General features: G+C 43.2%; 23 protein-coding genes and 1 riboswitch. Of the genes, 13 read left to right on the forward strand and 10 right to left on the reverse strand.

Features of this window, described 5'->3' with window-relative positions:
• Positions 1-25: 25 nt before the first annotated feature.
• From GLO7428_RS01340 to GLO7428_RS01350, 3 genes are read right to left on the reverse strand one after another with little or no spacing between them, the layout of a single operon-like run.
• The gene (locus tag GLO7428_RS01340) at positions 26-517 is read right to left on the reverse strand and encodes a chemotaxis protein CheW (protein WP_015186756.1); all 492 of its coding nucleotides are present in this window, start codon (positions 515-517) and stop codon (positions 26-28) included.
• Positions 518-522: 5 nt separating this feature from the next.
• Positions 523-885, reverse strand: coding sequence for a response regulator transcription factor (locus tag GLO7428_RS01345; protein WP_015186757.1), 363 nt, complete (start codon positions 883-885; stop codon positions 523-525).
• A 56-nt stretch (positions 886-941) separates the two neighbouring features.
• Positions 942-2,336 (reverse strand): response regulator, encoded by a 1,395-nt coding sequence (locus GLO7428_RS01350; RefSeq protein ID WP_015186758.1) that lies wholly within the window; start codon positions 2,334-2,336, stop codon positions 942-944.
• A 972-nt stretch (positions 2,337-3,308) separates the two neighbouring features.
• Between GLO7428_RS01350 and GLO7428_RS01360 the strand changes: the two genes are divergently transcribed.
• Positions 3,309-4,109 carry a PP2C family serine/threonine-protein phosphatase gene (locus GLO7428_RS01360; RefSeq protein ID WP_015186759.1) on the forward strand — a complete coding sequence of 267 codons (801 nt, stop codon included), beginning with the start codon at positions 3,309-3,311 and terminating at the stop codon, positions 4,107-4,109.
• Positions 4,110-4,118: 9 nt separating this feature from the next.
• Positions 4,119-6,233: a tetratricopeptide repeat protein gene (locus tag GLO7428_RS01365; protein WP_015186760.1), complete on the forward strand. Its 2,115-nt coding sequence runs from the start codon at positions 4,119-4,121 to the stop codon at positions 6,231-6,233.
• A 194-nt stretch (positions 6,234-6,427) separates the two neighbouring features.
• On the opposite strand, the gene GLO7428_RS01370 is transcribed toward GLO7428_RS01365, so the two are convergent.
• Positions 6,428-8,083 carry a TolC family protein gene (locus GLO7428_RS01370; RefSeq protein WP_231295533.1) on the reverse strand — a complete coding sequence of 552 codons (1,656 nt, stop codon included), beginning with the start codon at positions 8,081-8,083 and terminating at the stop codon, positions 6,428-6,430.
• Positions 8,084-8,524: 441 nt separating this feature from the next.
• Here GLO7428_RS01370 and GLO7428_RS27595 point away from each other — a divergent pair, with 441 nt between their 5' ends.
• The 3 genes from GLO7428_RS27595 (at position 8,525) to GLO7428_RS01380 (ending at position 11,181) form a co-directional block, all read left to right on the forward strand.
• Positions 8,525-8,665: a hypothetical protein gene (locus tag GLO7428_RS27595; protein WP_015186762.1), complete on the forward strand. Its 141-nt coding sequence runs from the start codon at positions 8,525-8,527 to the stop codon at positions 8,663-8,665.
• A complete protein-coding gene (locus tag GLO7428_RS01375; protein WP_015186763.1) occupies positions 8,655-9,995 on the forward strand; it encodes a pentapeptide repeat-containing protein in 1,341 nt (446 codons plus the stop codon). The genes GLO7428_RS27595 and GLO7428_RS01375 overlap by 11 nt, the downstream gene beginning before the upstream one ends.
• Before the next feature lie 193 nt (positions 9,996-10,188).
• Positions 10,189-11,181: a glycosyltransferase family 2 protein gene (locus GLO7428_RS01380; RefSeq protein ID WP_015186764.1), complete on the forward strand. Its 993-nt coding sequence runs from the start codon at positions 10,189-10,191 to the stop codon at positions 11,179-11,181.
• 198 nt (positions 11,182-11,379) lie between these two features.
• On the opposite strand, the gene GLO7428_RS01385 is transcribed toward GLO7428_RS01380, so the two are convergent.
• Positions 11,380-12,222 carry a fatty acid desaturase gene (locus GLO7428_RS01385; protein ID WP_015186765.1) on the reverse strand — a complete coding sequence of 281 codons (843 nt, stop codon included), beginning with the start codon at positions 12,220-12,222 and terminating at the stop codon, positions 11,380-11,382.
• 164 nt (positions 12,223-12,386) lie between these two features.
• Between GLO7428_RS01385 and GLO7428_RS01390 the strand changes: the two genes are divergently transcribed.
• Positions 12,387-13,622: a TetR family transcriptional regulator gene (locus tag GLO7428_RS01390; RefSeq protein ID WP_015186766.1), complete on the forward strand. Its 1,236-nt coding sequence runs from the start codon at positions 12,387-12,389 to the stop codon at positions 13,620-13,622.
• A gap of 151 nt (positions 13,623-13,773) precedes the next feature.
• Here the strand turns inward: GLO7428_RS01390 and GLO7428_RS01395 are convergent, their stop codons facing one another.
• The 3 genes from GLO7428_RS01395 to GLO7428_RS01405 all read right to left on the reverse strand — a co-directional run bounded on the left by GLO7428_RS01395 (position 13,774) and on the right by GLO7428_RS01405 (position 17,906).
• Positions 13,774-15,513, reverse strand: coding sequence for a TonB-dependent receptor domain-containing protein (locus tag GLO7428_RS01395; RefSeq protein WP_015186767.1), 1,740 nt, complete (start codon positions 15,511-15,513; stop codon positions 13,774-13,776).
• A 244-nt stretch (positions 15,514-15,757) separates the two neighbouring features.
• The gene (locus tag GLO7428_RS01400; protein ID WP_015186768.1) at positions 15,758-16,798 is read right to left on the reverse strand and encodes an AraC family transcriptional regulator; all 1,041 of its coding nucleotides are present in this window, start codon (positions 16,796-16,798) and stop codon (positions 15,758-15,760) included.
• 121 nt (positions 16,799-16,919) lie between these two features.
• Positions 16,920-17,906 (reverse strand): Gfo/Idh/MocA family protein, encoded by a 987-nt coding sequence (locus GLO7428_RS01405; protein ID WP_015186769.1) that lies wholly within the window; start codon positions 17,904-17,906, stop codon positions 16,920-16,922.
• Positions 17,907-18,178: 272 nt separating this feature from the next.
• Between GLO7428_RS01405 and GLO7428_RS01410 the strand changes: the two genes are divergently transcribed.
• A complete protein-coding gene (locus GLO7428_RS01410) occupies positions 18,179-18,478 on the forward strand; it encodes a ferredoxin (protein WP_015186770.1) in 300 nt (99 codons plus the stop codon).
• 83 nt (positions 18,479-18,561) lie between these two features.
• On the opposite strand, the gene GLO7428_RS01415 is transcribed toward GLO7428_RS01410, so the two are convergent.
• Positions 18,562-20,325 carry a SpoIID/LytB domain-containing protein gene (locus GLO7428_RS01415; protein WP_015186771.1) on the reverse strand — a complete coding sequence of 588 codons (1,764 nt, stop codon included), beginning with the start codon at positions 20,323-20,325 and terminating at the stop codon, positions 18,562-18,564.
• 174 nt (positions 20,326-20,499) lie between these two features.
• On the opposite strand from GLO7428_RS01415, the gene GLO7428_RS01420 reads away from it, so the two are divergent.
• The 4 genes from GLO7428_RS01420 to GLO7428_RS01435 all read left to right on the forward strand — a co-directional run bounded on the left by GLO7428_RS01420 (position 20,500) and on the right by GLO7428_RS01435 (position 22,760).
• Positions 20,500-20,763: a ParB N-terminal domain-containing protein gene (locus tag GLO7428_RS01420; RefSeq protein WP_015186772.1), complete on the forward strand. Its 264-nt coding sequence runs from the start codon at positions 20,500-20,502 to the stop codon at positions 20,761-20,763.
• 44 nt (positions 20,764-20,807) lie between these two features.
• Positions 20,808-21,278 (forward strand): Dps family protein, encoded by a 471-nt coding sequence (locus GLO7428_RS01425; protein ID WP_369792522.1) that lies wholly within the window; start codon positions 20,808-20,810, stop codon positions 21,276-21,278.
• A gap of 172 nt (positions 21,279-21,450) precedes the next feature.
• Positions 21,451-22,131, forward strand: a complete 681-nt coding sequence (locus GLO7428_RS01430; protein WP_015186774.1) for a helix-turn-helix domain-containing protein — start codon at positions 21,451-21,453, stop codon at positions 22,129-22,131.
• A gap of 86 nt (positions 22,132-22,217) precedes the next feature.
• Positions 22,218-22,760 (forward strand): Dps family protein, encoded by a 543-nt coding sequence (locus tag GLO7428_RS01435; RefSeq protein ID WP_041918801.1) that lies wholly within the window; start codon positions 22,218-22,220, stop codon positions 22,758-22,760.
• A gap of 104 nt (positions 22,761-22,864) precedes the next feature.
• Here GLO7428_RS01435 and GLO7428_RS01440 read toward each other — a convergent pair whose 3' ends face one another.
• On the reverse strand, positions 22,865-23,533 hold the full coding sequence (locus GLO7428_RS01440) for a universal stress protein (protein WP_015186776.1): 669 nt from the start codon (positions 23,531-23,533) through the stop codon (positions 22,865-22,867).
• 101 nt (positions 23,534-23,634) lie between these two features.
• A riboswitch (cyclic di-AMP (ydaO/yuaA leader) is annotated at positions 23,635-23,812 on the reverse strand.
• Positions 23,813-23,974: 162 nt separating this feature from the next.
• On the opposite strand from GLO7428_RS01440, the gene GLO7428_RS01445 reads away from it, so the two are divergent.
• Positions 23,975-24,670 carry a tetratricopeptide repeat protein gene (locus tag GLO7428_RS01445; protein ID WP_015186777.1) on the forward strand — a complete coding sequence of 232 codons (696 nt, stop codon included), beginning with the start codon at positions 23,975-23,977 and terminating at the stop codon, positions 24,668-24,670.
• 151 nt (positions 24,671-24,821) lie between these two features.
• Positions 24,822-26,447 carry a hypothetical protein gene (locus tag GLO7428_RS01450; RefSeq protein ID WP_015186778.1) on the forward strand — a complete coding sequence of 542 codons (1,626 nt, stop codon included), beginning with the start codon at positions 24,822-24,824 and terminating at the stop codon, positions 26,445-26,447.
• Positions 26,448-26,631 lie beyond the last annotated feature (184 nt).

Here is a 26,631-nt window from a genome sequence, read left to right on the forward strand (position 1 = left end):
CAGTGTTTGCTCGACTACTATACAACTAGTAGTTATGTAAACTGGGAGAATTTATAATTGCTTTTGCATCTAACACCAGCAATTTCTCTTGTTGTTGCCAAATATATCCTTCTAGGTAAGGAAGTAGTGCGCTGCTTTCTCCGGCTGAGGGTTGTAAATTCGATGTAACTCTAGTGACTCCTTTAATTTCTCGTACAATTAAGCTTAGCGGAGTTTCACCAACTCGCATAATAAGAATGTGGTATTGTTGACTACTCGCGTCAATCGGTTGTGCAAGCAACATCAGTGCTAAATCAACTGCCCACAAAATACGATTGCGGCGATTAAATAATCCTAATATGCACTCAGGCATATTCGGCATCGGCGTTATCCGTGTCGTCGGCACAACTAAGACTTCTTGCACATACTTCATCGCGAGAAGCGCTGGCGTATCCGCGTTGATCTGAAATCTCAAATAAGAACCACCCACATTGGTTTCTGACTGATGCGGCTGTGGTGTCAGAATAGGAATATCCATAAGATTTAAGCAACGACTGATTTGACAGCACGAACTAATTCTTCGCGGGTAAAAGGCTTTGTGACATAAACAGCCGCGCCTTGTTTCATCCCCCAAAAGCGGTCAATCTCTTGATCTTTGGAACTACAAATAATAATTGGTAATTGTTCTGTAGCTGGATTATTTTTTAGTTTACGGCATAATTCAAAGCCACTCATACCTGGCATAACGATATCTGTAACAATTGCATCAGGTTTTTGTTCTACAGCTTTATGCAATGCTTCTTTCGCGCTGGTAGCACCAATAACACTGTAGCCACTTTCGCGAAGGTAATTACTTATTAATTCTAATTCTGACAAAGTATCTTCAACTACTAAAACTGTAGCCACTTGTATTTTCCTCAGATTTTAATAATTAATATTAATTTAATCATACTAAAGATGACTCAAGATAAATGCCGAAAGATTATTTTAAATAATTCTGATTGAGTAAACGGCTTGGTGAGATAGCCAGACGCGCCTACAAATCTAGCTTTGACTCTATCAATAATTCCTGTACTTCCTGTCACCATAATAATTGGTGTACTCTTAAATAAAGAATGATTGCGGAGAAGACGACACAATTCATAACCATCAATTTTAGCCATTTTGATATCTAATAAAATCAAATCTGGCTTGATCCTGACAACTTGCATAAGTGCTTTGACAGGATCGTTAATTGTAAATACATCAAAACTTTCGTCATCCAAAAGATGACCTAGTTCGCGTAACATTGCCTGACTATCATCAATACATACGATTTTGTATGCTGCTTTTTTAGTGTGCGAAGTAATAATTTTCTCTAACGGTTTAGCCGATCTTTCAATAGCTTTACTTGGAGGTACTACAAATCTCTCAATTGGTTTATTATTCCGCTGCGTGACTTCAGGTAGTTGGTTATTAGGTGTAGCTTTAGTTAACGAAGTGGTTTGTTTATTATCGCTATTAATATTCTTATTGGTGTTATGTATGGTTGAAGGTTTGTTTTCAACCCTCACAGGGCTAGCAAGTTGAACGGCAAGTTGACTTTCTACTGGAGGTTCATATGTTCTTGGAAGTTGCTCAAAAGGTGGTTGAGGCTCGTGTAAGATGATACTCCCCATTTTAATATAAGGATATAAACTTTGTGCTAGCTGTAGTTCGTCTTGATTGAGTAAAACAGCTAAGTGACGAATACTAAAACCTTTAAGGATCGAGCTTAGTTTATGTTGTGTTTCTGCGGTGAGTTGTTCTTTTATATTTGGTTGATTATTTAGGTAAGGACGTTGATAGGGAGACCAAAGTTGAGGTGCTAAAGATTGCCAAGATTTGATTCTTGGTTGGCAATGTTTGACTATTGGCTGCAAATCAAGTTGGCAAAACTCGGCTGGTAATATATCATACTTTTCGTCAAGTTCGTAGCTACCTTCTTGAATCAAGAGAAAGGATTCGACAACCTCTTTTACGAGATACTCAATCAAAGCTGCGGCTTGATTTTGATTGAGGTATTGATTGTCAAATAACCAACAAATCGCTTGATATTCGGGATGTAATTCTGATGCATTGTCAAACCTTAAGCGCAGTTGCGAACGGATTTCGCTGTTGAGTGTAGCAGTATGATAACTAAAGCGTCGCAAATAACAATCAAGGCGATCGCAAGGGTCCACCGTATGCGAAGCATAAAGAATTTTGCCTTGTTTCACATAAATAAACCAAGTAACTGTATTACTGGTCACTTTTAGACAGACGCTATCGTAACTACTACATAAATTGGCAAGTAAGCTTAAAGGACGTAGTTTTTGAAACGTGCCATGAATAGCCATCTACAACTGAAACCTTGGTGAAGTATACAATTTCATTAAGTAATAACTTTAAATTTAAAATCTTATTTTTACCAGCATAAAAGTTAAACAACTTTCTAGTTTATTTCTTAACTAAGAGCAATCAACTTTTTCATAAAAAGATGGTAAACAAAAAAACAAAGTCTTTCTATAAGTTTAAAAATGTTGACTCACCTCTGTACTATTAGTTCATTGAGTTACATGAATTTTACATGAAGTCTCCAAGGTTTGGCGAACTGAAAATGATGTTAACCATCTATATTAGCAACCTTTCGTCTATAGCTCATTTGACGCAAGAGGATGTTTGTCTTTCATCATCAAAAAAAAGATGGCGACGCTTCCTCTACGCGGCTACTTATCGAAACTGTAAGCTTTTTAACATCGACAGCAAGTTGCACGACTATACATAATGCTCAGACTAATAGCACAAAACCTACAGCGGTTAAGCATCCGTCTAAACGCGCACGCTTTGCAGAATTGTTTGCTGTGCATTTTTGACAAAAAGCGACGAAAAACATTGTTGTGGAGTTTGGGCGGATGAATAAGCGACGCGCAAGGCTGGCTGTAGATTAATCAACCATTTCTAGACTGTATTGCAGGGATTATGGCACAAAATCACACCGCCGCAAGTCCACTTTATATAGCAGTCTCGTTGGGGTAGTTAGGACATTGAAGTTACGAATAACCATTACCCTAACTGATTTTCACCTCTGACCTCTGCCGTACGTGATGCGTCGCCCTATGCCAACGAGCACTAGTTATGAACTTGTATGAATTTAATTAAATTATTTGTGAAGTCAAGATGAAGAAAGTCGAAACCATTGCAAAGTAGAGCATAGAGTTACACGAGATGAGTACTATAAAGAGAATAAAGACTTCCTGACATAAGATTAAGGACAATAGTCGATTGCCTTGATTAACCGGATTATTGATTGAGTAATTGAGTGAGATGCAATGAATGTAAATGACTTCTTCAAACAAAATAAGACAATTGAAGAAGTTCATTGGCGTGTGGCAGCAGCGTCAGTGCGTGGTAGGGGTCACGAAAAAGTAGGGCAACTGTGCCAAGATGCACATTATTGGCAAAAGTTACCTAGCGGAATTTTAGTCGCTGCCGTTGCGGATGGTGCGGGGTCAGCAAACCTAGGCAAAGTCGGGGCAATTGTTGCGGCACAAACAGCCGTAGAAACAGTGTGCGATCGCTTAACAACCTCACCCTTGCCTGCGGATGACAATGAATGGCGCAGCGTGTTAAACAATGCCCTCGCCGCAGCAAGAACAACCGTAGAAGCCGAAGCCGTTGCGTGTCAGTTATCAGCCCGCGAACTAGCAACAACTTTGATTATTGTCGTAGCCACACCGAACTTGGTCGTTGCGGCACAAATTGGCGATGGTGTCGCTGTTGCTAGCGATCGCCAAGGTAATTTGATTGCCTTGACAGCACCGCAATTTGGAGAATATATCAACGAAACAACTTTTCTTGTCTCGCCACAAGCACTCGACACGGCACAACTTACGCTTTGGCAAGGAAAAACCGCTAAGATTGCTTTGTTATCCGATGGACTGCAAATGCTAGCTTTAGAATTAAATCAAGGAAAACCTTATGTGCCGTTTTTCTCACCATTGTTTCATTTTGTCGCTCAGATCAAAGATGAAACCGAAGCTAAAGAACAATTAGTCGCTTTTTTGCGTTCGCCAAAAATTACCGAACGGACAGACGACGATTTAACGCTTTTATTAGCAACATTGAGTTGATATTGGGCTATGCGGTTGCAACGTCAATCGAACAAACAAAAAATTACCATAGACCCCAAGTTAGTTGTAGGACATGGGGGCGAGGCGCGAGTTTTTGTATTGCCAGACGATGACCAACTTGTCGCCAAACTGTATCACAAGCCAACGAAAGCATACGCGCAAAAGCTGCTGGCAATGCTTGCCAACCCTCCAGAAAATCCGACGGCAGCAAAAGGGCATATTTCGATTGCTTGGCCCACCGATTTATTAATTGGAGACGGCGATCGCGTTATTGGCTTTTTAATGCCTCGCGTCCACAAGATGCACTCAATTGTTGAGTTTTATAACCCAAAAACTCGCCGCCAAACCTGTCCTTTCTTTAACTATCTTTATCTACATCGTACAGCGCGAAATCTTGTAACCGCGATGGGGGCGTTGCATTCGCGGGGCTATTGTATTGGAGATATCAACGAGTCAAATATTTTGGTAAGTGATACTGCCTTGATTACACTCGTAGACACTGATTCATTTCAAGTCCCAGATCCAAAAAGTGGTTATGTCTATCGTTGCGGAGTCGGTAAGGCAGAATTTACCCCGCCTGAGTTGCAAGGAAAAAACTTCGCGCACTTTGAGCGTAAACCAGAACACGACCTTTTCGGCTTAGCGGTACTGTTGTTTCAACTTTTAATGGAAGGAACGCACCCGTTTTCTGGGATTTATCAAGGAATTGGCGATCCTCCTTCGTATTCAGCGCGAATTAGTGCAGGACACTTTGTCTACAGCAAAAGCAAGCGTGTCCCTTATGTACCAACACCGATCGCGCCACCTTTTGAATTGCTGCATCCCACTTTACAGCAACTTTTCTGGCGTTGTTTTGAGGAGGGTTATCATCATCCTAAAGCGCGACCGAATACTCAAGCATGGCAAGCAGCATTAATTGAAGCCGAACAAGCACTGACAACTTGCGCAACGAATAACCAGCACCGTTACAGCAACCATCTCAGTTCGTGTCCTTGGTGCGATCGCACGGTAAAGCTTGGCGGACGCGATCCTTTCCCCTCGGTACAAGCTGTGCGCGCAGGACAACACCTCCAACCGCTAAAGCGCAAGCGTACCGTCTTACCAAAAAGAGATTATCAGCAGCAAGTGCTATCAGCTTTTAATGCAGCTGCGGCTACCCCAACAGCGAAGCTAGTAGCAAAGAGTAAGGCAAATAGTAAGAAGAAAGTTAAGCCTTTGATGTGGGGTTTGATCGGCACAGGCGCGTTAGTGTTTTTGGAAATTATGGTAATTGCCTACGACTTCAGAATTTCCCCACAAACCTTTGCTAATCTGTTTCCGGATCGCAGCGAAGCACAACCAGCGACACCACAACCGACACTCAATGGTAATCAAATTTCCATCGCTTACTACGACCAAGGCAAGTTTCACTACAAACTCGGTGACTATAAAGGAGCAATTGAAAACTTTAATCGCGCTCTACTTTACAATCCTAATGATGCCAACGCCTACGTCAATCGAGGTAATGCGCGTTACGAGATAGCCCAACACAGCAGCAATCCGAACCAGGAATACCAAGCTGCGATCGCGGACTTCGATCAAGCGCTGCAAATCAATCCAGCCGCTGAACAAGCGTATCTAAGTCGTGGTATTGTCCGTCATGACACTGCTAAATACAGTAAAGATGTCGATAGAAGTTATTTGGCCGCGATCGCTGACTTTGACCAGACCGTACGGCTAAATCCAGCAAATGCCGAAGCCTACGTGAAAAGAGGTATCTCATATCATAAACTGGCACAAAACAGCAAAAATATGCTGCATCCAGGTTATCAAGAAGCGCTCAACGACTTTAATCAAGCTTTGCAACTCGACCCGCGAGCCGCTGAAGCGTATATGAAACGGGGCATTGTCCGCTATGAAATCGCCCAAAGTAGCAATACTGATACTAAAGGTTATTCTAATGCGCTGACAGACCTCAAGCAAGCCGCAAAACTCTTCTTAGAACAAAGCGATATTGAACGCTACCAAGAAACTTTGAGCAATATTTGTGTGGTGTTAGAAAACAAGTGCCAATCGTTTTTACAAAATCCAGAAAAGTTTATCACCTCCAAAGTCGATTCGACGGCTCCTAAGGTAGGAAATTAGAGGGATCAGGGATCAGAGGTCGGAGATCAGGGAGCTTCAGGTGTAGGTGAGCAGGGAAGCAGAGGGGCAGAGGAGAAATGATTTGTAGTTTTTATTTGGTGAAATGGTGTTACTAGTCACTAACCACTAATCTAATGATTTAACCGGAGATGATATAACTCAATACTCATAACTCCCCTGACCCCTGATCCCTCCTAACGTGGTTGACCTGAGCTAATTGCCCGTTGTAGCCTTGCCAAAGCACGGTTATAGTCCAAAATCGCGGTGACTCGGTTGCCTTCGGCATTCGTTAAGTCATTTTCTGCGTCAATGACTTCGGTTTGCGTTCCTACTCCAGCTTGGAAGCGTAGCCGTGCTAATCGTAGGGCTTCTCTAGCTTGTTCTAGGGCAACCGAAGCTGTTTGAATATTGGCTAAGTTTGACTGTAAGGTATTGTAGGCTTCTTCGACCTCAAAGCGGACTTGGTTACGCGTATCCGCGAAATTTGTTTCGGCGATCGCAATATTTGCTTCTTCTTGCCGAGCGCGGGCGCGGGCGGCTCCTCCATCGTACAAGTTCAGCGACACATTAGCGCCTAACGAATACCCATCGGCAAGACCCGAACCGTCATCAAAAACGTCAAGCACGTTGTAATTTGTTGAGACACTCACGCGTGGTCCTAGTTGTGATAGTGCGATCCGTCGCTGTGCTTCACTAATGTTACGTTGCGCTAATTGCTGTTGCAGTTCTGCACGGTTACGAAACGCGAGGACAATACTATCCTCTAACGGTAAGTTCCATAAACCAGCAATTTGAACTGGCTCGGCTGCCGCAAGACTTACCGACTGTGCTAAACTCAACCGTGCAGCTAACTGGCGGCGACTATTTTGCTGTTGGCTCAAAGCGTTTGTTAATTCTTGTGTTGCGTTGGCAAGTTGAACTTCAGACCGCAGTACGTCAAATCGCGTCCCCACTCCAGCCTGTTCTAACGCTTGGGCGTCGCGTAAGCTTGCTTGTGCGTTCGTCACAGCTGATTGGTTGATGCGGACTAACTCATCGGCGGCTTGTAAATTGTAGTAGTCGTTGGCAACGTCTAGCCGCAGTTGTTGTGCGGTTTGCTCTAGCTGCAATTCGTTTAAACGGATTTGCTCTTCTGCTGCCCGAATCCGCGAGCTTCTTTCTCCTGATGTGTAAATATCGTAGCTCAATTGTGCCGTACCATTGAAAACTGTACTAGCTCCAGCTTCTTGTTCAGGAAACCCTTGGTTAGGTTGCGCCGACTGAGAGCGATTTAGCCCTGCATTGAGGCTAGCATTGGGAAGCAAAGCAGCTTGGGCTTCGCGTAAAGCAGCACGACTCCGCTCTAAATTGAGCCTTGCAACTTGGAGTTGTCGATTATTTCGCTGCGCGAGTTCTAGTGCTTGTTGAAAAGTAATAGGCTGAGTTCCTTGAATTCGGACTTCTTCTGGGCGCGTGGGAAACTGTAGTGGATTCGGACTAGGATTGAGATAATTAGGCGTTTGTGCTGGAGGACGCACCTCAGGCGCAGTTGGTGCAGCAGTTCCTGGCGTCGCTGGAGTAGGAACCGTAGGGACAACGATGTTGCGATTGTCTGTAGGCGGAACATTATTCTGCGCCATAATTTCAGCCGTTAAACCCCCTTTTTGAAGGCTAGATGCGGCAGTGCCTACAGGTTCGGTCGTCGGAGTTAAACTGAGTAACGAGCTATCGTAACTGATATTGTGCTGTCGCAAAAATGTGTTCTTATCTACCGGAGTACTTTGAATGGTATCAGCTTCAACCGGCTGAGCGATGGTCATCACTACAGAAAGGCTCAACCACAAGCCGTTACATAATTGTTGTTTCACCACGATTCCTCACACGAAAATCAACTTGATTGCAGCAGGAATGACTCGATATCTACCTATTTCTGAAACCATTAATACTTTAAGCTACACTGCTCACTATATTGAGGGATACTACTTTAGCTCTGGCTTTTACTCGCAATTAACTATAGATTATGCACGAGTTGCGATCGCAACCAATTCATCGCTAACTAACGCTAATTATAGTTAAGAATGTAATAAATAAAACACGCTTTTGTAGAATTTATCAGTATATATAATGATGTTGCCAACAAGAAAACTTATGAACAATCATACCTAACTAAAGACACTTGACACACAACACTAAACTACTAATATTCACTCCACATCTTTGCTCAATCTGTTCTAAAAACACAATCGCTCTGTAAGCCAATACATGTCAGATGGAACACATTCAAAATCAAAACTAAATCAACATTGCTCATTATGAAGGATTTATCGGCAGAAGAACATATCACGATTAGCACTCTTTTAGCCAAAAGTAGCGATCGCCGAGAGTGCCGCACAGCAGTTACGATAAAACAGCTATTGTGCTTAAGCTTAGTGACGCAAGATCATGTCGCTTGAACCAGATTCCCCCCAGCCCAATTCAGTTTCGCCTCCTCCAGCCGTTGAGCCGCAGCCCGACGAATTGTCCGATCGCGCTCAAAATATTGAACTTGCGCCCAAAGGTTCACTCTCACAACAGGCATTAGCAGCACTTGCCTCAATGCAATCATCGCAGCAGCAAGCAACTATCAACCGTTTGACAACCGCACAGCAGGGAAACCGCATTCCTGATCTCAAAGCAGCTGGGATTACGCTCATTGCGATCGCCATTACTATGATTGGGCTAGCGTTGGGTAACGAATTAGTTGCTTGGTTTGGAGTTGTGCTTAGCCTTCTCCTGTCGATAGCAGTACTACTACCCTCGTTACAAGCTGCGATCCGCGAGTTGTTCTCCACGCAAGAGCGATCGCTATTTGTTGCCATAGCAGGGATTATTGCCGCCTTATTCGGCATTGTCGAACTCACTGGTATCCATCGCCGTTTGCTCATTTGGGGTAGCCAGATTAACTGGGAAGCTTTTGGCACGCTTGCGGAATGGGTTGGGGCGTTAGGACAAATTTTAATTGCGGTGCTTGCAGTTTTTGTCGCGTGGCGACAATACGTTATTTCTAAAGATTTAACAATTCAACAGAACTTGCTTACTGTTCAGCAAAACTTGATCACGCAGCAGCAAACAATTGATAGCTACTTTCAGGGAATTTCTGACCTCGTATTAGATGATGAAGGATTGTTAGAAGATTGGCCGCAAGAACGAGCCTTAGCCGAAGGTCGAACAGCAGCAATTTTAAGTAGTGTCGATCGCGATGGTAAAGCTAAAATTTTGCGGTTTCTTTCTAGTTCCAGGTTACTCACCCCGCTCAAGCGCGACTCGCGTTTAGGTAGAGCAATTCTCAATGGTGACGGTGGCTATGCCGAAGACCGTGTTTTTGGAGTGCGCGTTATCGACTTAGGAGTCATGCTTGCTGGTGCGGATCTATCCGGTACCGATTTACGGTGGACAGACTTAAGCGATGCGAATCTCATTCGCGTGAACCTAAGTCGCTGTGACTTAGTCCGTGCCAACTTCGCCCGCACAATTCTAGCAGATGCTAAGTTCAATGGTGCAGATTTCAAGGGAACTCGTCTGTTCTACGGTGCTGCTGAAACCGCTAGCCCGCGCAGCCGCACGGAACCACCAAATTACAAAACAGGGGAATACACCGGCGCTGTCATTGAAGGTGCGGATTTCACAAACGTGCAGCGAATGTCCGAATCAACGCGCTATTATTGCTGTGCTTGGGGTGGAGAAAAAACCAGAGCAACAGTTCCTGGTGGTTGTAGTGGAATTCCGAATAAGCTGGGGCGGTGAAAGAAGAAGTCAGGGATATTATTTTCTTGGTCTACGCAAGGTGGACTTTGTGTTTAAAGCCCCGACTTTAGTCGCTAGGCTCCAGAAAATAAATCAAAAAACCCCCACCATAAAGAAAACTATATCAGAAAATTGCGTTGATTTTTTGTGAGAGACTTTACAATATTCATTCAACGCTCACAAATTTAGAAAGTTGCCTAAGTATTCAATAGTCGTTCCCATTTTCAACGAAGAAAAAACGATTCCAGCGCTGTATCAACGCCTTTATAAAGTGATGGAGCGGCTTGATGGGGACGTCGAACTAATCTTAGTCAATGATGGTAGTCGCGATCGCTCACTGCAACTTTTGCGCGAACTCCACGATAAAGACTCGCGCGTTTGTTACCTGAGTCTCGCGCGGAACTTTGGTCATCAAATTGCGGTGACAGCAGGTTTAAACTTTGTACGCGGACAAGTGGCGATCGTACTCGATGGAGATTTACAAGATCCGCCCGAATTAATTCCTGACATGATCGAGAAGTGGCGACAAGGATATCAAGTTGTTTACGCCCAACGCACGCAACGCCGTCAAGAAGGTTGGTTCAAAAGGTTTACAGCTTATTTCTTTTATCGTCTCCTCAAACGCTTAGCCGATGTGGATATTCCCACCGATACAGGTGATTTTTGTTTGATGGATCGCCAGGTGGTAGATGTTCTCAATGCTATGCCTGAGCGAAATCGCTACATTCGTGGACTGCGATCGTGGGTAGGTTTTCATCAAACAGCGATTCGCTTTGAACGCGATCCGCGCTTTGCGGGAGAAGTGAAATACACATTCACCAAATCATTAGCGTTAGCGGTCAACGGCTTAGTATCTTTTTCTAAAGTACCGCTGCGACTATCGACTTATGTCGGATTACTGGCGGCGATCGTCGCAATTTTGATGGCACTTTTAGTACTCTATTGGCGAATTTTTGTGCCAAGTTCGCGTTTAGAAGGATTTGCGATTATTCTAGTAGCCATCTTCTTTATCGGCGCTGTTCAACTTGTGAGTATCGGCATTTTGGGCGAGTACGTCGGACGTATTTACGAAGAAGTCAAAGGAAGACCACTTTACACTTTGGCAGAAGTCGGCGGATTGAACAACAAAGAAATGGCAACTCCAGACAATCATACTAAGGCTCAATCACGTTCTGAAAATAGGTAATTGGTAATTGGTAATTGAATTTATTTACTAGGATTTAGGTTGATATAACTATTAGGACTATATTTGTAGCTCTTTTTTAAGGAATTGGCATAACTTTAATTGCTAGGCTGATCCAAAACTTGATTTGAGAAGTCATCTAGCACAAAAAACAATGCCCTAACTTCAATTCTTGGCTATCAAGCTAGGGCATTTTAGGCTTTAAGCTTTAGTTACTGGCATAACAACTTTTTTAGCTAAACCAGCAGTTTGTAAAAGTTTTATTGCCCACCAAGTCATATCAACTTCCCACCAGCGCTGTCCCGCTTTTGCCACATTGGGGTAAGCGTGATGATTATTGTGCCAACCTTCGCCGTAGGTTAAAATTGCTGCCCACCAAAGATTTCGCGAGTTATCATCGACTGGGAAGTTTTGATAACCACGTAAGTGCGTTGCAGAGTTAATTAACCAAGTTGTGTGCCACAAGATCACTGAACGAACGAAAATTCCGTAGATGACAAACGACCACCCGCCGCAAAGATATAACACGATACCAAGCGGAATTTGTAAGAGGAGAAAATTGCGGTCTAACCAATTGTAGTAAGGATCGCGGGCAAGATCGGGAGCAAATCGTTTGTAGTTGCCAAACTCAAAAAACTCTCGGCGGGGATAGAAGATCCACAGCATATGACTCCACCAAAAGCCACGCCTTGAAGAGTAAGGATCTTTGTCGTTATCTTCAGTGTGCGCATGATGCAGTCGGTGACTTGCTACCCAAAAAATTGGTCCTCCTTGAATAGCTAACGCGCCGCAAGTTGCGATCGCGTATTCCACCCACTTAGGCGATACCTGCAAGCTGCGGTGGCTTAAAAGCCTGTGGTAGCCTAAACAGATACCAATACTGCCAAATAACCAATGGAGGAATAGCGTCACTCCTAATGCAGACCACGAAAAATTCCAAAATGCGGCGATCGCCACCGCATGAACTGTACCAAAAAATGCCACGTTAATCCAACTAAGAGCAAGTGGCTGCTTACTCTCAGCATTGACAGCTGATGTTGTCATGAATGTTACCTTTAAATTTTTGTTAGTCCAGTGCCGACAACACTGGTTGTGGTTTGTAACGAGCGATCGCTCATTACCATAGAAGAAGATGCAAGTGTTACTTACATTCCTACTTTAACAATAATGCTGTAAAAATGCAAGTGTTACTTGCATAGTTATAACTAATGCAGTATTCCCGCTTATTGACACTAGCCCGTATGCCCACTCAAAATACTTCGACTCGACAACGATTGATTAATGCAGCGATTGAGTTGTTTGCGACTCAGGGAGTTATTGACACGACAACAAAAGCCGTTGCTGAGTTAGCCCAAGTTAATGAGGTGACGCTATTTCGGCATTTTGGGAATAAGCATGGTTTACTGCTTGCAGTTATTTCCGAGTCAGCGGTGTTTCAAGAGTTGGGGGAAACATTGCGCAAACAAGCCCAACAAACGCATAGTCTTTCAGAAGCGATTAAATGGTACGCAGGCGATCGCTTAACGGCGATCGCGCAATTTCCTGAATTAGTGCTGTCTATTTTAGGAGAAGCACGGCAATACCCAGTAGAAAATCGCCGCATCATTGGCAAATACATTAATCAAATCAGTCACGATGTTGCCGAATATCTAGCAACCGTGATGCAACGCGAACAGTTACGCAGCCAATTACCTGTTGAAAAACTTGCAAGCTTACTTAACTATTTTTTATTAGGCTACGCGATTATTGAATTGGCAACTGAATCTGACGAAGAACATGACAGAGAAGCGTTTTTGAATGACTTGGTTCAACTATTTTTAGGAGAAAACATAGTATCTACAAGTTTAGAAGCAATTACTTCAACTGAAAATGTGGCAGATCTACCAGCAAATTTAGTGCATGCAATTCTGCAACAAGCTAAAAAATCGGGTTTACGCGATTATGCACTCGTTTATGTTTTATTTGCAGCGGGTTTATCTCCAATAGATATTACTCATTTAGAGCGAAGTCATCAAATCAGCGATCCTCATCAACACTTATTACAAATTAATCAAGGTTCAGTCAGACAAGTTCCTGTTAATCAATGGATTATGGGTAAGCGCTACGGTTCCTATACTCGCAATCCACTGACACAATGGCTCAAAAGCCGCAAAGATGATTGTTCTGCCTTGTTTCTTAATGATGCCGGAATGCCAATTACTGAGCAAGAAATAAAAGATCGTTGGCAAGTAATAACAGAGAAATTACTCACACCAGAAGGAAAAGAACCAGCAATTGAACAAGCACAGCAAACTTGGTGTGTTGAGATGTTAGTTAAGGGAATCAGTATTGAGGATTTGAGTATTTTAACAGGATGGAGTTTAACAAAATTACAACCTTATGCTCAAAGAGCGAAACAAAAATTAGCTTTAGAGCAAGCCCTGCGTCTCGATCAAAAATCGTAGTCACTGTTAATAACAATAGCTTAAGCATCTTTAGTCTTTTGAGCCTTTATTGTTTGATTTCCACTCATCAATCAAATAGCGAAACAGATCGTCAAGTAGCAGATTGGCAGCCACTGGAGTCTCTCCAGCAATCCAGATACCGCTATCTACCTCATAGTCCCAAGCGATCAATCATTTGGGAATATGGTGGGTTTCCACCCTGAATTTCACCAATTGTCTGAGCGCCATAAACTGGATTAAATAAATCTATTGGCGCGATATCTACATCGCCAAAATTAACTTCAAAAAAATCGGTGGATAAATCAAATCCGAACAATAACTGATGCGCAATACTGCCTGTCTCAAAGTTACCAACAATATTTGTGTCTAGTAAATAAACATTGCGATAAGCATCGTTGAAACTGGCGCTTCTAATTAAGGTGCGATTGTCTTCTAAAAGTTCTACTCCAGAAACAACGTCTTCTTCGAACTGTTGCAACGAGGCACGAAAAGCATGACGCAACTGCCAGTTAGCGCTGAAACGATGTTCAAACTCGTAACCGCCGCGCCAGACTTGACGATCGTTTTGGTCAAACGACGGTTCGCCAAGGTAGCGATCGCGTGGAATATCTCCCTTTGGATTCTCAAAAATCGTGCCATTGGCGGGTAGCCCAAAACCATCAGGACTCCAGCCAGAGAAATACTCGCCTGCAAACGTCACAGATGTGCGATCGCCGATTAACCAAGTCAGCGCAGGTGCAACAAAATATCGTTCCGATGCTGGGGCGACACCCTCGTTTCCCAATTGCGAGGCGGATGCTGTCAGGCGATACAGCAACGTTGCATCAGAGGTGAGTGAACCTGTTAAATCAATCGCGCCTTCATAAGTATCAAAGCTACCGACGCTGCCTTCAATCTTGTAAAAAGGACGACTTTGAGGACGTTTGGTTACAATATTAACCGTTCCGCCTGGTGCTCCTGCGCCAAATAGTGCGCCTGCGGGACCTCGGAGAACTTCAATTTGTTCAATATTTGCTAAAGCCGAGCCGGTTGTACCAATTGTGGTATCTCGTAATCCATTTATGGTTGTGTCACCTTCAAAACCGCGAATGATAAAAAACTCTTCGGAGACAAACTGAGGAGGGTTCACAATAACGGTTCCTGGAACATTGCGGATCGCATCGGTGACGCTGCGTGACTGTTGATCCTGCAAGACTTGCTCAGGAAGTACCTGAACCGAAAAGGGAATATCTCGTAGTGGTGTATCGGTTCGCGTTGCGGTTGAAGCATTTGGCACACTGTACCCTGCTTCTTGTTCGCCTGTGACGACAATTTCAATCTGTTCATCATTCGTAGCTGTTTGTTCTGGCGTTACGCCAAATATCAAGCCCGTATCACTATCGAATAACTCTACTACTGGTACGCCAAATTCTCCCGTGACTGTGACTTGGATTGTACTTGCATCCTGATTCGTGACTGTGATCGCGGTAATGCCTGCTACTGGATTATCTGCTCTAAATTCGCTGCTTTCAGGTAGCACTAACACTGCGTTAGGGATGTCCGCGATGAGCGTATTATCCTGCTGCGTTATGACAGGCTGAAGCCGTTCTCCCTGCGGTGTTTCTAAAATGACCTCAACTCCAGCAGCAGTATTGTTTAGCTTTACCCCTGTAACCTGTACCGGAATTTGAGCATTAGGCAGTGATGTTTGAGCGAGCAGTTGTGTAACATTTTTTGTAAAAGACTTGACATTCTTACAGGGGGGTTGACTAAGAACTTTCACACAGTCACTTGCTATTGCTATGGACGTCACTTGTCCCAATTTAGTCTCCTTAGCCCAAACAGGTAGACTCACCGAAGCGACGATTGCAACTCCACACCCCACAGAACTAAGTCGATTAACCCAGCGCATCCTTTCACTCTCCACCCGCTGCCGCATCTCATTGCGAAAATCTAGCAACTATCTTTTTAAAAGAGATTAAGCAATTGCAAATAAATAAGTCTAGTCCGTACAGGAGAAATTTCGATCCCAAGAAGAGAATGCGATCGCTTTAGGCGTTGCTAGATAAACCCTATCCGCGGAGATGGACTACAAGTAATGCATATCTAACCCCCGCAAAACCTGATTTTTGAGTGTGCTGCCGCGTACACTTCGTTTACATAGCCTCAGACTTCGGTCTGTAGAAAGGAGTTTTTTGTCGCCGACATTCTCCAGGTGTAATGCCAAATTTTTGCTGGAAAGCACTAGAAAAATGACCGACATGAGAATAGCCGATCGCATTTGCTACGGCTGCAACACTAAGTTTGCCATCTAATAATAAAAGTCGGGCTTGTTCCATGCGATAGTCTCGTAAGTAGCCAAAGGGAGTTGTACCAAATATTTGACGAAACCCCCGCTTCAATTTCATATGCTCTAATCCAACTTGTTGCGCCAAGCCCATTACTGATGGTGGGTTAGCCGCATTCTGCTGCAAAATATGCCGCGCTTGATGAATGCGGTCAATATCTGCGGGGTGGAGGTTTATACTTGGTTGGTGATTTTGGCTTTCAATGAGTTGTGATAGTTGCAGCGCGAGTAATTCTAGTGTTTTAGCTTCTAAGAAGATTCGTCCGATCATTCCTTGATAAGGCGTGTGCCACATTTGCTGAATCACTATGCCCATTGCCGGAGTAATTGAACCTACTGTGTGATGAAATCGTGGTGCAGCACCGCGATCAACCAGAGGATGTAGAATTTTGGGGATGAAGTCTAACTGTGTTACGAACACTCTCAAAAAGTTGAGATCGACTTCAATGCGAACACGCTGGAGGCGATCGCCTGCAAATCCTTGTTCAACTTCTTCTATATTTGGTAAATAGAATAGATAGTTTTGCCCTCCTTGTTCGACATAATCAGTTTCTACACCTTCAATTCCAGGAGGAGATACAACCCTGTGCAATCCTGAAAGATAAAATTTTGATGTCAGCATTTCTGACGCATCATGTTCATGCTTAGAGGCAATATCTTGATTAAATACTGCATCGCTCAGATATAAACTTAATCCCTGCTGAAGCTCTACTCCTCTGTAACGATTATCCGTCCAATAGGTCAGGCATCTTCCCATCTCATCAAATCCTTTGATGTCTGAGAAGTTTTCATCCTGCTTTAATCCTGCTTCCCACAGATAATCGTATTCTGCCGCAGTTAGCATTTTCATTAGAAGAGTTATTAACTTCGCTACTTAATAAAAAATGTTCTCATAAACTAGCAAAAATTAGCGTTGGATACGATCGAAGCGATCGCCTCAGTAAATCGATGTAGAAAATAGTTTTACTCACTTAAAGAACTACTGTTTCCCCTGTTAGTGCCGATCGCCTTGCTGCATCTGCTACTTTCAATGCGTACAAACTCGCCGTTGGAGTTACGTACATATCAGTACCTGTCAGCACGTGATTTAACACCATCTCAGTATCTTTGGCAAATAAACCACGACGCGAACCTAATTCAATCGGTGTTGTTTGTTCTGCTTGTACCAACTTACCCGCATCACCATCAAAAACTAATCCGCCTTTCTCACCATGAATTTCAAACTTGCGTTCGTCTTGCCACAGTGTTTCACCTTTACCATAGGTTACATCCGCAATGACACCACTCGTAAACTGAAGTTGAGCCGTACACAAACAAGCTTGATAAAACTCACCTTCACCCCAATAACGATTTTGACAACGAACTGATGCGACTTCACCAAATAAATCTGTCAGGCGATGTAAGCGCGAAAGTGCTGCAATAAGGGGAAAACCAAATAAGTCTTTGTGATACGTCCACTTGTGTGGCGCAGGATGTTGAGGTGTCACTGTCGCGTAGCGGGCATAAAAAACTTCACCAATCGTCGGTAAATTCTGCTTTAGCGCTTGGTGTAAGCCACCGAGTAGTTCGATGTGCTCGACGTGGAGCATTTTATCTCGATCGCGCGCCAAGGTAACAATATTTTCAGCTTCAGTGACATCGAGCGCTAGCGGATATTCGACAACGACGTGTTTATTATTTTGTAATGCTGCTGTTGCGATCGCACCGTGTTCTTTATTAACATTTGATATAACAACTAAATCTACGTCAGCTTGTACTAAGTCCACCCAAGACGTTAACGCCTCGGCTTGATAGGTTTGAGCAAACTCTTGCGTTTTTTCTGGTGTATTACCAACAATGGCAACGACTTGCGATCGCGCATCTTTCTGAAACGTTTCCGCCCTCAATTTCGCCGCATACCCAGTACCAACAATCCCTACACGTACCAAACGCTCTTCAGAATAACCAAACCCACGCATCTTAGTTCTTCCCCTTCACTATTCTCTAACCACTAGCCACTCGTCATTAACCACTCACCTGTTTCATAAGAATAACTAATTAGGATTAAATAACTAAATTTCATTACTAATCGCCTGCAAAATCGGGGGGAATGGGGGGTTACAAGCTATGGTTTTTCTCGTAGTATCAGAGATGAAGTGAACACAAATATACCGGACTTTGCGGATAAGCAAAGCCCCAAGTTTGCTTTAGTTTATCTTATACTGCCGTTGCAAATAGAGAGGACTGTTGAATGGCAACTTACAAGGTCACTTTAATCAATGACTCTGAAGGACTGAATCAAACGATTGAAGTTGACGATGATACATATATTCTAGACGCTGCTGAAGAAGCAGGGTTAGACCTACCTTATTCTTGCCGTGCGGGTGCTTGCTCAACCTGTGCAGGTAAACTGGTGTCAGGTTCAATCGATCAATCTGACCAGTCTTTCTTAGACGATGACCAAATCGAAGCAGGCTATGTCTTAACCTGTGTAGCTTACCCCACTTCTGATTGCACCATCGAAACCCATAAAGAGGAAGACCTCTACTAATCGATGTAATGCCGATCAGTTGATCAATGTAGCAGATTTGTAAAGCAGGAACGAGATTAAATCGCCAAACGTTCCTGCTTTATTTATTTTGTTTTGTTAGCTGCTGAAAAAGCTTCATCCGAGTAGAAGGTGATGCGATCGCTCAAAGTTTCAATTTGCGTGCCAGGATAATAAAAATTCAAAATGCGCGCACTTGACCAACCTAACCTTGCTAAACGCTGCGAACCGGTTTGACTTAAACCGACGCCGTGTCCAAATCCGCCACCCACAAAAGCGTAACCCCACAGTGAGTTTGTGCCTTTATTGAGTGGTTGCAGATAAAATAGCGTACTGCGCGGTGCAGTAAACGCGCTACGCACTTCATCTTTTTCTAAAACAACTGTTCCTATATCCGTTTGTACTGCGAGTTTCAGAATGCGTCCGCTAGGCGATCGCTCAGTGACTTGCATCTGATAGATCCGTTTCAAATTTGCCCAGGGGCTATTATTTGCCTTGAAAAAGCGCTGCAAATCTTGCGTAATCTGGACTAAGCTGCTTTCTTTGCGCCAACGAAACATACTCCAGCCAGCTTCGTTAAATCCTTGCTGTAAACCAATAAAGCGCTGAAAATTCTTTTCTTCGGCTAAGCTTTGTCCCGCCAAGTTCCAAACACTACCAGCCGCATCGACAACAGGTTGTAGGTAAGGACGATCTGTTCCCTGCCAAACATCGCTAAACGCCGCCGTAACGCCGCCTGTAGTTGAAGAATACAACGCATCTACAAGTTGATTGTTATACGTTAGGACTTTTCCTTTTGTAGAGGCGATCGCGCGATCGGCTAGCGGAACCGTACCACTTAAACCTCTGTAAACTTGACACTGCGTATCTGCACACAGTTCGTAGTTATCAATCGTAAACCGACGTAAGTTGCGCAAGGCATACGTCCGTGCAATAATTGCCTGCGCTTCTACCGCCGAGTAAGGCACATTCGCTCCAATTTCGTGCGGGACAACACCCCGCAGATAAGTCTCTAGCGGAACTTCGTTGACTAATGTATAAGTACCATAAGCATTTGGTTGTAGCCGCATTTTACCTGCATACAGCCGCAAATCGCGCTGTTTGCCCTCGCTGACTTGAATTAAGTTTTTGTTCGTTGTAATGTCGATTTCTTGATAGGTGTAGCGCTGACCATCAACGACTAAATTGACTTGCGGTACTTGTTGCAATACTTGAGTATCGAGGTAAGCATTTTTGTTGCCCTTCACCTGTAAACTCAACAATAAGAAACGTCGCAGCAGCGGTGAATTGTAAACATCGCGCTTCGCCCAAACTTGCCACCGTTCTGGTTGCGCAATTTCGACTTCAATACCCATTTGTCGCCATTGTCTAGCATTATGTTCCGCCGTTTCAAAACTCCGGTGCGTACTCAGCACGACTCGCTCGGCTAAAGTTGCTTTAGGCAGCGGTTGCATGACGGTTTCTAGCTTGACGTTGGTTGCTTGTAGCGTTTTTTCCTTTTCTTGTGATTTGGCTTGAATTGTCAAGCGATCGCCCGCAGTTGCTTGTAAACTCAAAACATCAGTCGGTTTAGCACCAAATCTTTGTACGACGCCAATTTTGAGTTCTGGCTCAGATGCTGGTGTTGCTATAGCCCCAGTTGCTGTACCGCACAAAACAACAACCGTTGTCACGCATAAAGAGACGCGCGCGCGTACTTCACTTTGATTTCGCTTCCACAACGCGAGAAAAGCTAACACGTGCGAATTGTAGGAAACACAACCGAATGCAAGTTGACGATTTGATAAGTTGACACAGCAGGCATCCTCAACTTTCGCGTGCTTTGCATTTTTCTGTATGTGCGTCTCCATCACTGCTTCCTCGCATGGTCATTTTAGTAGCGTAATTTTTCTCAGAATAGCTTTATTTCCGAGGACTGTGGAGGCTTATTTTAGTTCCTTTTTGAGTATTTTTCAAAAAAACTTGCAACTTAAAGTCATAACGAGTATGATTTATATATAGGCAATGAGGAGGTAGCAAGGCTGATGGTGAAGGTACAAGAAATTCCGCTCAATCAAATCAAACGTCCACTGCCACGCGAGAACGATCCGAACAAGGTAGCTGCTTTAATGGAATCAATTCGAGAAATTGGACAACAAGAACCGATTGATGTCCTCGAAGTTGATGGGCAGTACTATGGTTTTTCAGGGTGTCACCGCTACGAAGCGTGTCAGCGGTTGGGGAAAGAGACGGTTTTAGCTAGAGTCCGTAAAGCCCCTCGTGCTGTACTAAAAATGCACTTAGCCTAAAAATATTCATTCAGGAGAATTGTATGCAAACTCAAAGCAAAGTCATGCCAGTAAACATCGGCATTAACGAAGAAGACCGCCAAGAAATTGCGCAAGGGCTTTCACGTTTACTTGCAGACAGCTACTCACTTTATCTCAAAACGCATAATTTTCATTGGAACGTCACAGGTCCAATGTTCCAAACATTGCACGTACTATTTGAAGAAGAATACACCGAGTTAGCAACTGCGGTAGATGAAATTGCTGAAAGAATTCGCGCATTAGGCTATCCAGCACCTGGAACTTATAGCGAATTTGCCGAACTAAGCTCGATTCCAGAGACGAAGGGTGTTCCCAAAGCTGAAGACATGATTCGGCTATTAGTAGAAGGTCAAGAAGCAGTCGTCCGCACCGCACGTTCGATTTTCCCTGTTGTTGAGCGCGTTAACGACGAGCCGACGGCGGATCTTTTAACGCAGCGGATGCAGGTTCACGAAAAGAATGCTTGGATGCTTCGCAGCTTGTTAGAGCAGTAAGAAGGTTCAGAGGTCTGAGCTTAGATTGTAGTTAAGGTGATTTCGCCCCCTTAATCCCCCACTTGTGGGGGACTTTGAGGAGATCTTTGCGCGAAATGATTTGTTGTAAAGATTAAGGTTGTTTTCTCATCCGTGTTTTTTGATATAGCTTTATTGTTGCGACAATTAAGCTATGAACGCACAAGACAAATCCTCAAGTAGGAATCCAGAATTAACTTCCGATCAGCTTACCGCTGCGTTACAAGCACAAATGCAGCAGGTAGGCTTATCGAGTTTCAAAGCGTTGGCTGATGCAGCGAAAGTTTCGCCGCAACAGATTCGCAAGTTACGTCGTGGCGAAGTTGGGCAAATGCGTGTGGCAACTCTGCTGAAGCTTTCGCAAGTGCTACAAGTATCATTAGATGAGTTAGTAAATACTTTTTCTGGTGCAAGTACTCAGGCAACGCTACAGCAGCCAGATACATTAAAACAAGAGTACCAAAGATTGCAGCAGTTACTTGAACAGCAGCGCGAAAACTTATGGCAGGAGTTTCAGCAGTCAAGTTTACAACAGCTTGAGTCATGGCTAGTACAATGGCCAACAGCAGCGCAAAAAGCGCAAGAAAATCCACAATTACCCGCTGTGCGGTTATTACCTTTAGTGCGACCGGTAGAACAGTTATTGCAACAATGGGGAGTCGAAGCGATCGCACCTGTCGGAGCCGAATTACCATACGATCCACGACTGCATCAACTCTTAGAAGGTACTGCACAGCCAGGCGATCGCGTTACGGTGCGCTACACAGGATACTGTCATGGTGACAAGTTACTTAAGCGCGCGCAAGTAAGTCCTGTCGCTCTGTCGAGTGCTTGAAACAATCTCCCCTTTGGCTGATGTTCTTCTCTGCTGAGATTTGTTCCACTATGTATGGACGAACAAGAAGAGTAAAACAAGGAATTATGCGTAAAATCAATATTGGTTTATCTGACGAACAACGCGCAGGTGTAGTTGAATTACTCAACCGCGACTTATCTGACGCGTATTTAGTTCTCATCAAAACTAAAAAGTTTCATTGGGATGTTATCGGACCACAATTTCGCTCACTCCACGAGATTTGGGAAGAACAGTACACTGCTTTAACCGAAAATATTGATGCAATTGCTGAGCGTGTGCGTGCATTAGGTGGTTTTCCTGTCGGTACCGCAAAAGGTTTTCTAGAAAATTCTACTATCAAAGAGCAAGAAGACAATATTCCGCTAGCAACTGAAATGGTTGCTCAGCTAGTAGACGACCACGAGCAAATTATCCGCAATCTACGCGATCACGTCGATCAGTGTTCTGAAGAATTTCATGATGAAGGTACATCTGACTTTCTTACTGGTTTAATGGAGCAGCATGAAGAAATGGCATGGATGTTACGCTCCTTTATCGAAGGCGAATCTTTAAAAGCAGATGGTTCTAAGCCTGAGGCTGAAATGAAAGTTCCGGCTCAAGTAAAATAATTGCTACAACAAACAAAGATCAGGTACAAACAGCCTGATTTTTGTGCAAGTAAGCGCCTCTATTACTAGTAGTAGAGGCGCTTACCGTATATAGACTGAATTATTTAGTGAACGCAAGCAAGTGTTTTTCCTGTGGCAAAGTCCATACCTAGAACAGCGCACGGAAAATCAGTACCAAGTTGCTGAACAATCGGGTGATTTGCCGAGTTGCAGCCTAAAAATAGTAAAGCTGCATCTTCTGACTCGACAACGGCTCTAAGTTCTTGAGCAATGTCACCAAATCGTAGATGAGTCACAAGCGAACCCCGCCATTCTGCTGCAAGGCTTTTTGCTTGCCATAAAATCAGGTCAGCTTGTTCAAATAAATCGGGAGATGTAATGCGCGGCTGTATTGCTATTTCCCAAGGTGATGAACTTGCTACCGATTGAAATGCTATTTGGGCTGATTGCTGCAAAGGCTTCTCGTTGTAAAATCCGCTGATATCGAATACAGGAGAAGTTGGACAATGATGCCGCTGAGCGTGTTCTTCGGCAACATAGACTACATGAACAGTCACTTGCTTTTGAGTCGCTAAGCGAGTTTGATGCGCAATCCACAGCGTCAAATCCAAAGCTGTCTGACTGTGGGGAGAACTGTTATAACCAACAACGAGGTTAACAGATGCAGCGATCGCATTTTGACGATGCGATGCTGGTGGTAGCAACATCATTCTTTCTATGGCATTTGTACCCATTGCGCTTTGTAGACGCGCGAGCATTGGCTTGATATTCATGCGTTTAGATAACCTTATGTCAAAAGCAGGTACAAAAAAACTGAGCAGTACGAGCCTCAGACACTGAATGAGATACAAGACATTGTGACAATGCTTACTCTTCAGTCTCCTCTCGATGCCTACGAAGTTAGCTGACGGGCTAGGACTGAGAGATGTCCTTCTACTTTCTACCTTAATTTTCGGGCTGAATAGGATAATTAAGGCTCAAGAGATACGCCCCACAATTCGGTTCCTCCGCTCTAGCTTTCTTCTAACCGATTAAAATGACTACTTTGAAAGAAATTACTAGATTAGGCTGACTTACTCAAATCTCGTAGATCCTATCATTAATCATGACATCAAGCAATATCAATCGCGATCGCGCTTCAGTTGATTGCACAAGCTCTAAAATTATTGGTAGAAATCTAAAATGAAAAGATAACGCTTCAGGCATTAAATGCGATGAACCATAAGTTCAAAGTAGTTGCATGGATTAAACCTTTTGGGTACTTAGCACTCGGTTATTTAACAGCTATGAGTCCATTTCCGCCGGTGCTGGCTAAAACGCCCACAACAAATCACAATCACAGCAACATAATGACACGCCAAACCGCATTGCCAACTCAGCCAGAATTTCAGCTAGCGCAGATGGGCGAAAACCGAGATGAAGAGCGAACTCGATTCATTCAAGCTGCTGATGCTTTATCCAGCCAGGAAAAATTTACCGAAGCTGAGGAAATTCTACGTAAATTAATTGAAAGATATCCAAAGTATGCTGTCGCGCACTACAAACTAGGAAATGTACTGTTTCGTCAAGAAAAAGCCGAAGAAGCGATCGCTGCCTATCAACAAGCAATTGAACACAATTCGCGGTATGCCCTAGCTTATAATGCGATCGGCATGGTTCGGGCGCGTCAAGGTCGATGGCAAGAAGCGATAACTGAGTATCAAAAAGCACTAGAAATCAATCCTGAATATGGTGAAGCTTTAACGCATTTAGGACAAGCATTTTGGCAACAAGGGAGACGCGATGAAGCTTTAGCATCGCTAGAAAAAGCTTTGAGTATCTTTAGATCCCAAAATCGCCGCGATCAAGCTTATCGGCTCGAACAACTGTTAAGAGAACTTAAATCCGATGATGACCCTTCCGTAGCATAAAACAGATTATTCTCAGGTTAGATGCTAGTCGGTATAAAAGACTTGTATTCTGTAAAATAACAATAATTCTGTTTATATTTATACCTCAAGCCTTGGCGATCGCGCTTTTTAGATTGCTTATAGGGTAATTACCTATAGCGAGATTTATTGAATGGTAGATGCACAAACAACAGATAACCAAAAATTTCTTGGCGCGGGTAGATCTGGACAAGTTTTCTTAATTGAAAATCAGGGCGATCGCGTAGCAAGAAAAATATTTGCTGGTGACAAGCTTACTAAACTGGTTCACTACATTTTTTTAGGAGCGCCTAATCCTTATATTTGGAATGAAGATATCATCCAATGTGCTTACTACCGCCGCAAGATTTTAGGTGATTTAGTTCAGTATTGGTTTGATGCGCAACTAAACGTTGCTGATGCGATCGCAACTGACTGGAATCAAGACCAAAAAGCTTATCAAATCGATACAGAATTTGTTGATGGTAGAGGTGTTGCGCTATGTCAGCCATTTACTCGACTGCGAAAACGCGAACTACCTGATTTAGTTCATCAAATAATGCTACCACTTCAACAAAAGCTCATTGAAGCGGGCTTTGATGGTTTAGTTTGGCAAGCAGGAAAAGGAAATCCAGTTGCATTAAATAACTTTCTGCTCACAGATGTAGAGCATAACGAAACAAACGGTAAATTCAACTATTACTATGCTTGGATTGATCTAGAATCAGGTGTTCCAGCACTTGCACCCTTAAATTTCCTGAAGCTTTTTTCTTACTATATTCCCATGTCCATCAAGCATGGGCAACCTTTATTTGATGATGTTGATACTGAAACTTTAAAAAGATATTTAGATAGGTATAATACAGAAATAGCTGAAAAGTTAGGCGAAGAGAAAAGAGATGAAATTGCAGCAAATATTCAAGATTTAGAACACTATCAAAGTAGATGGAAATCGCTCAAGCGAGTTAAGCGGAGCATCCAGTATCAGCTTAAGAAAGGTAAAATTAGTCAGCGACAGGCTGAATGGTACTCTAATCACATTTTCCGCTGGTATGTACGCGAATTAGTAAGAGCTTGGCAAAAAATTTTACGCTTGCTTGTGAAACTACCAATTAAAATAATTGAGAAATTAAAGAAAATTCAATACCGAGATGTCTTTACACGAGTTTGGAAAGTACTGATTTCACAACGCTATCGCTTACAATTTACAAAAGATATAGTGAGCGATCGCATTGACGACTGGGAAGATCGAACGCAACTTATTCCTGAAGAAGCGGAATTTTTGCGATCGCGTTTAGATCGAGAACACGCGAGTGGGTACTTGGTTGACTTTAGTATTCATGTGGCGCTTAAAATAATTATTCAGTCACTTGAGTTTATTGTACTTCCGCTACTTTTTGCGCTTGGCATCATCGATGAAATAGGTTTTGGAATTTTGTTTGTCGCTGATGGACCTATTTTTAGATCAGTTTACACAGGTTACAAGAGTATTCAAGCGCTGACTAAAGGTCAAGAAGTACCATGGATTGCTTTTGTTATTGGCTTAGTTCCCTTTGTCGGTACTGTTGCTTATCCGTGTCAACTTGCTTATTCTACGGCTGGCAAGCAGGGTAAGATAGCGAAATTTATTGTTTATGATACTCTTACTCAACTTGGTAAAAAAATTCCTATTTGGGGCGGTGAAGATACATTAACTGAACATTTTTTTAATCAGTTAGCATATAAACTGATTCGATTTTTGAATAATTATGTAGGTGAGCAACGGCAGGAAGTAGTTTAGTGTAGCAATTCTATTTAAGTTGTCAGATTTTTTAGAAAAGCAACGAACCACATAGGCGTAGCCTTCTCGTAGAGTAGAACACAAAGTACACAAACAGAAGAGAGATTATTATAAATTATTGAGGATTGCTGTAAATAATAAGATTAAGTTAACTGCTCTGACTAGAACGCAGAAAACATAGAAG

It is taken from the genome of Gloeocapsa sp. PCC 7428 (assembly GCF_000317555.1).
Lineage (GTDB): Bacteria > Cyanobacteriota > Cyanobacteriia > Cyanobacteriales > Chroococcidiopsidaceae > Chroogloeocystis.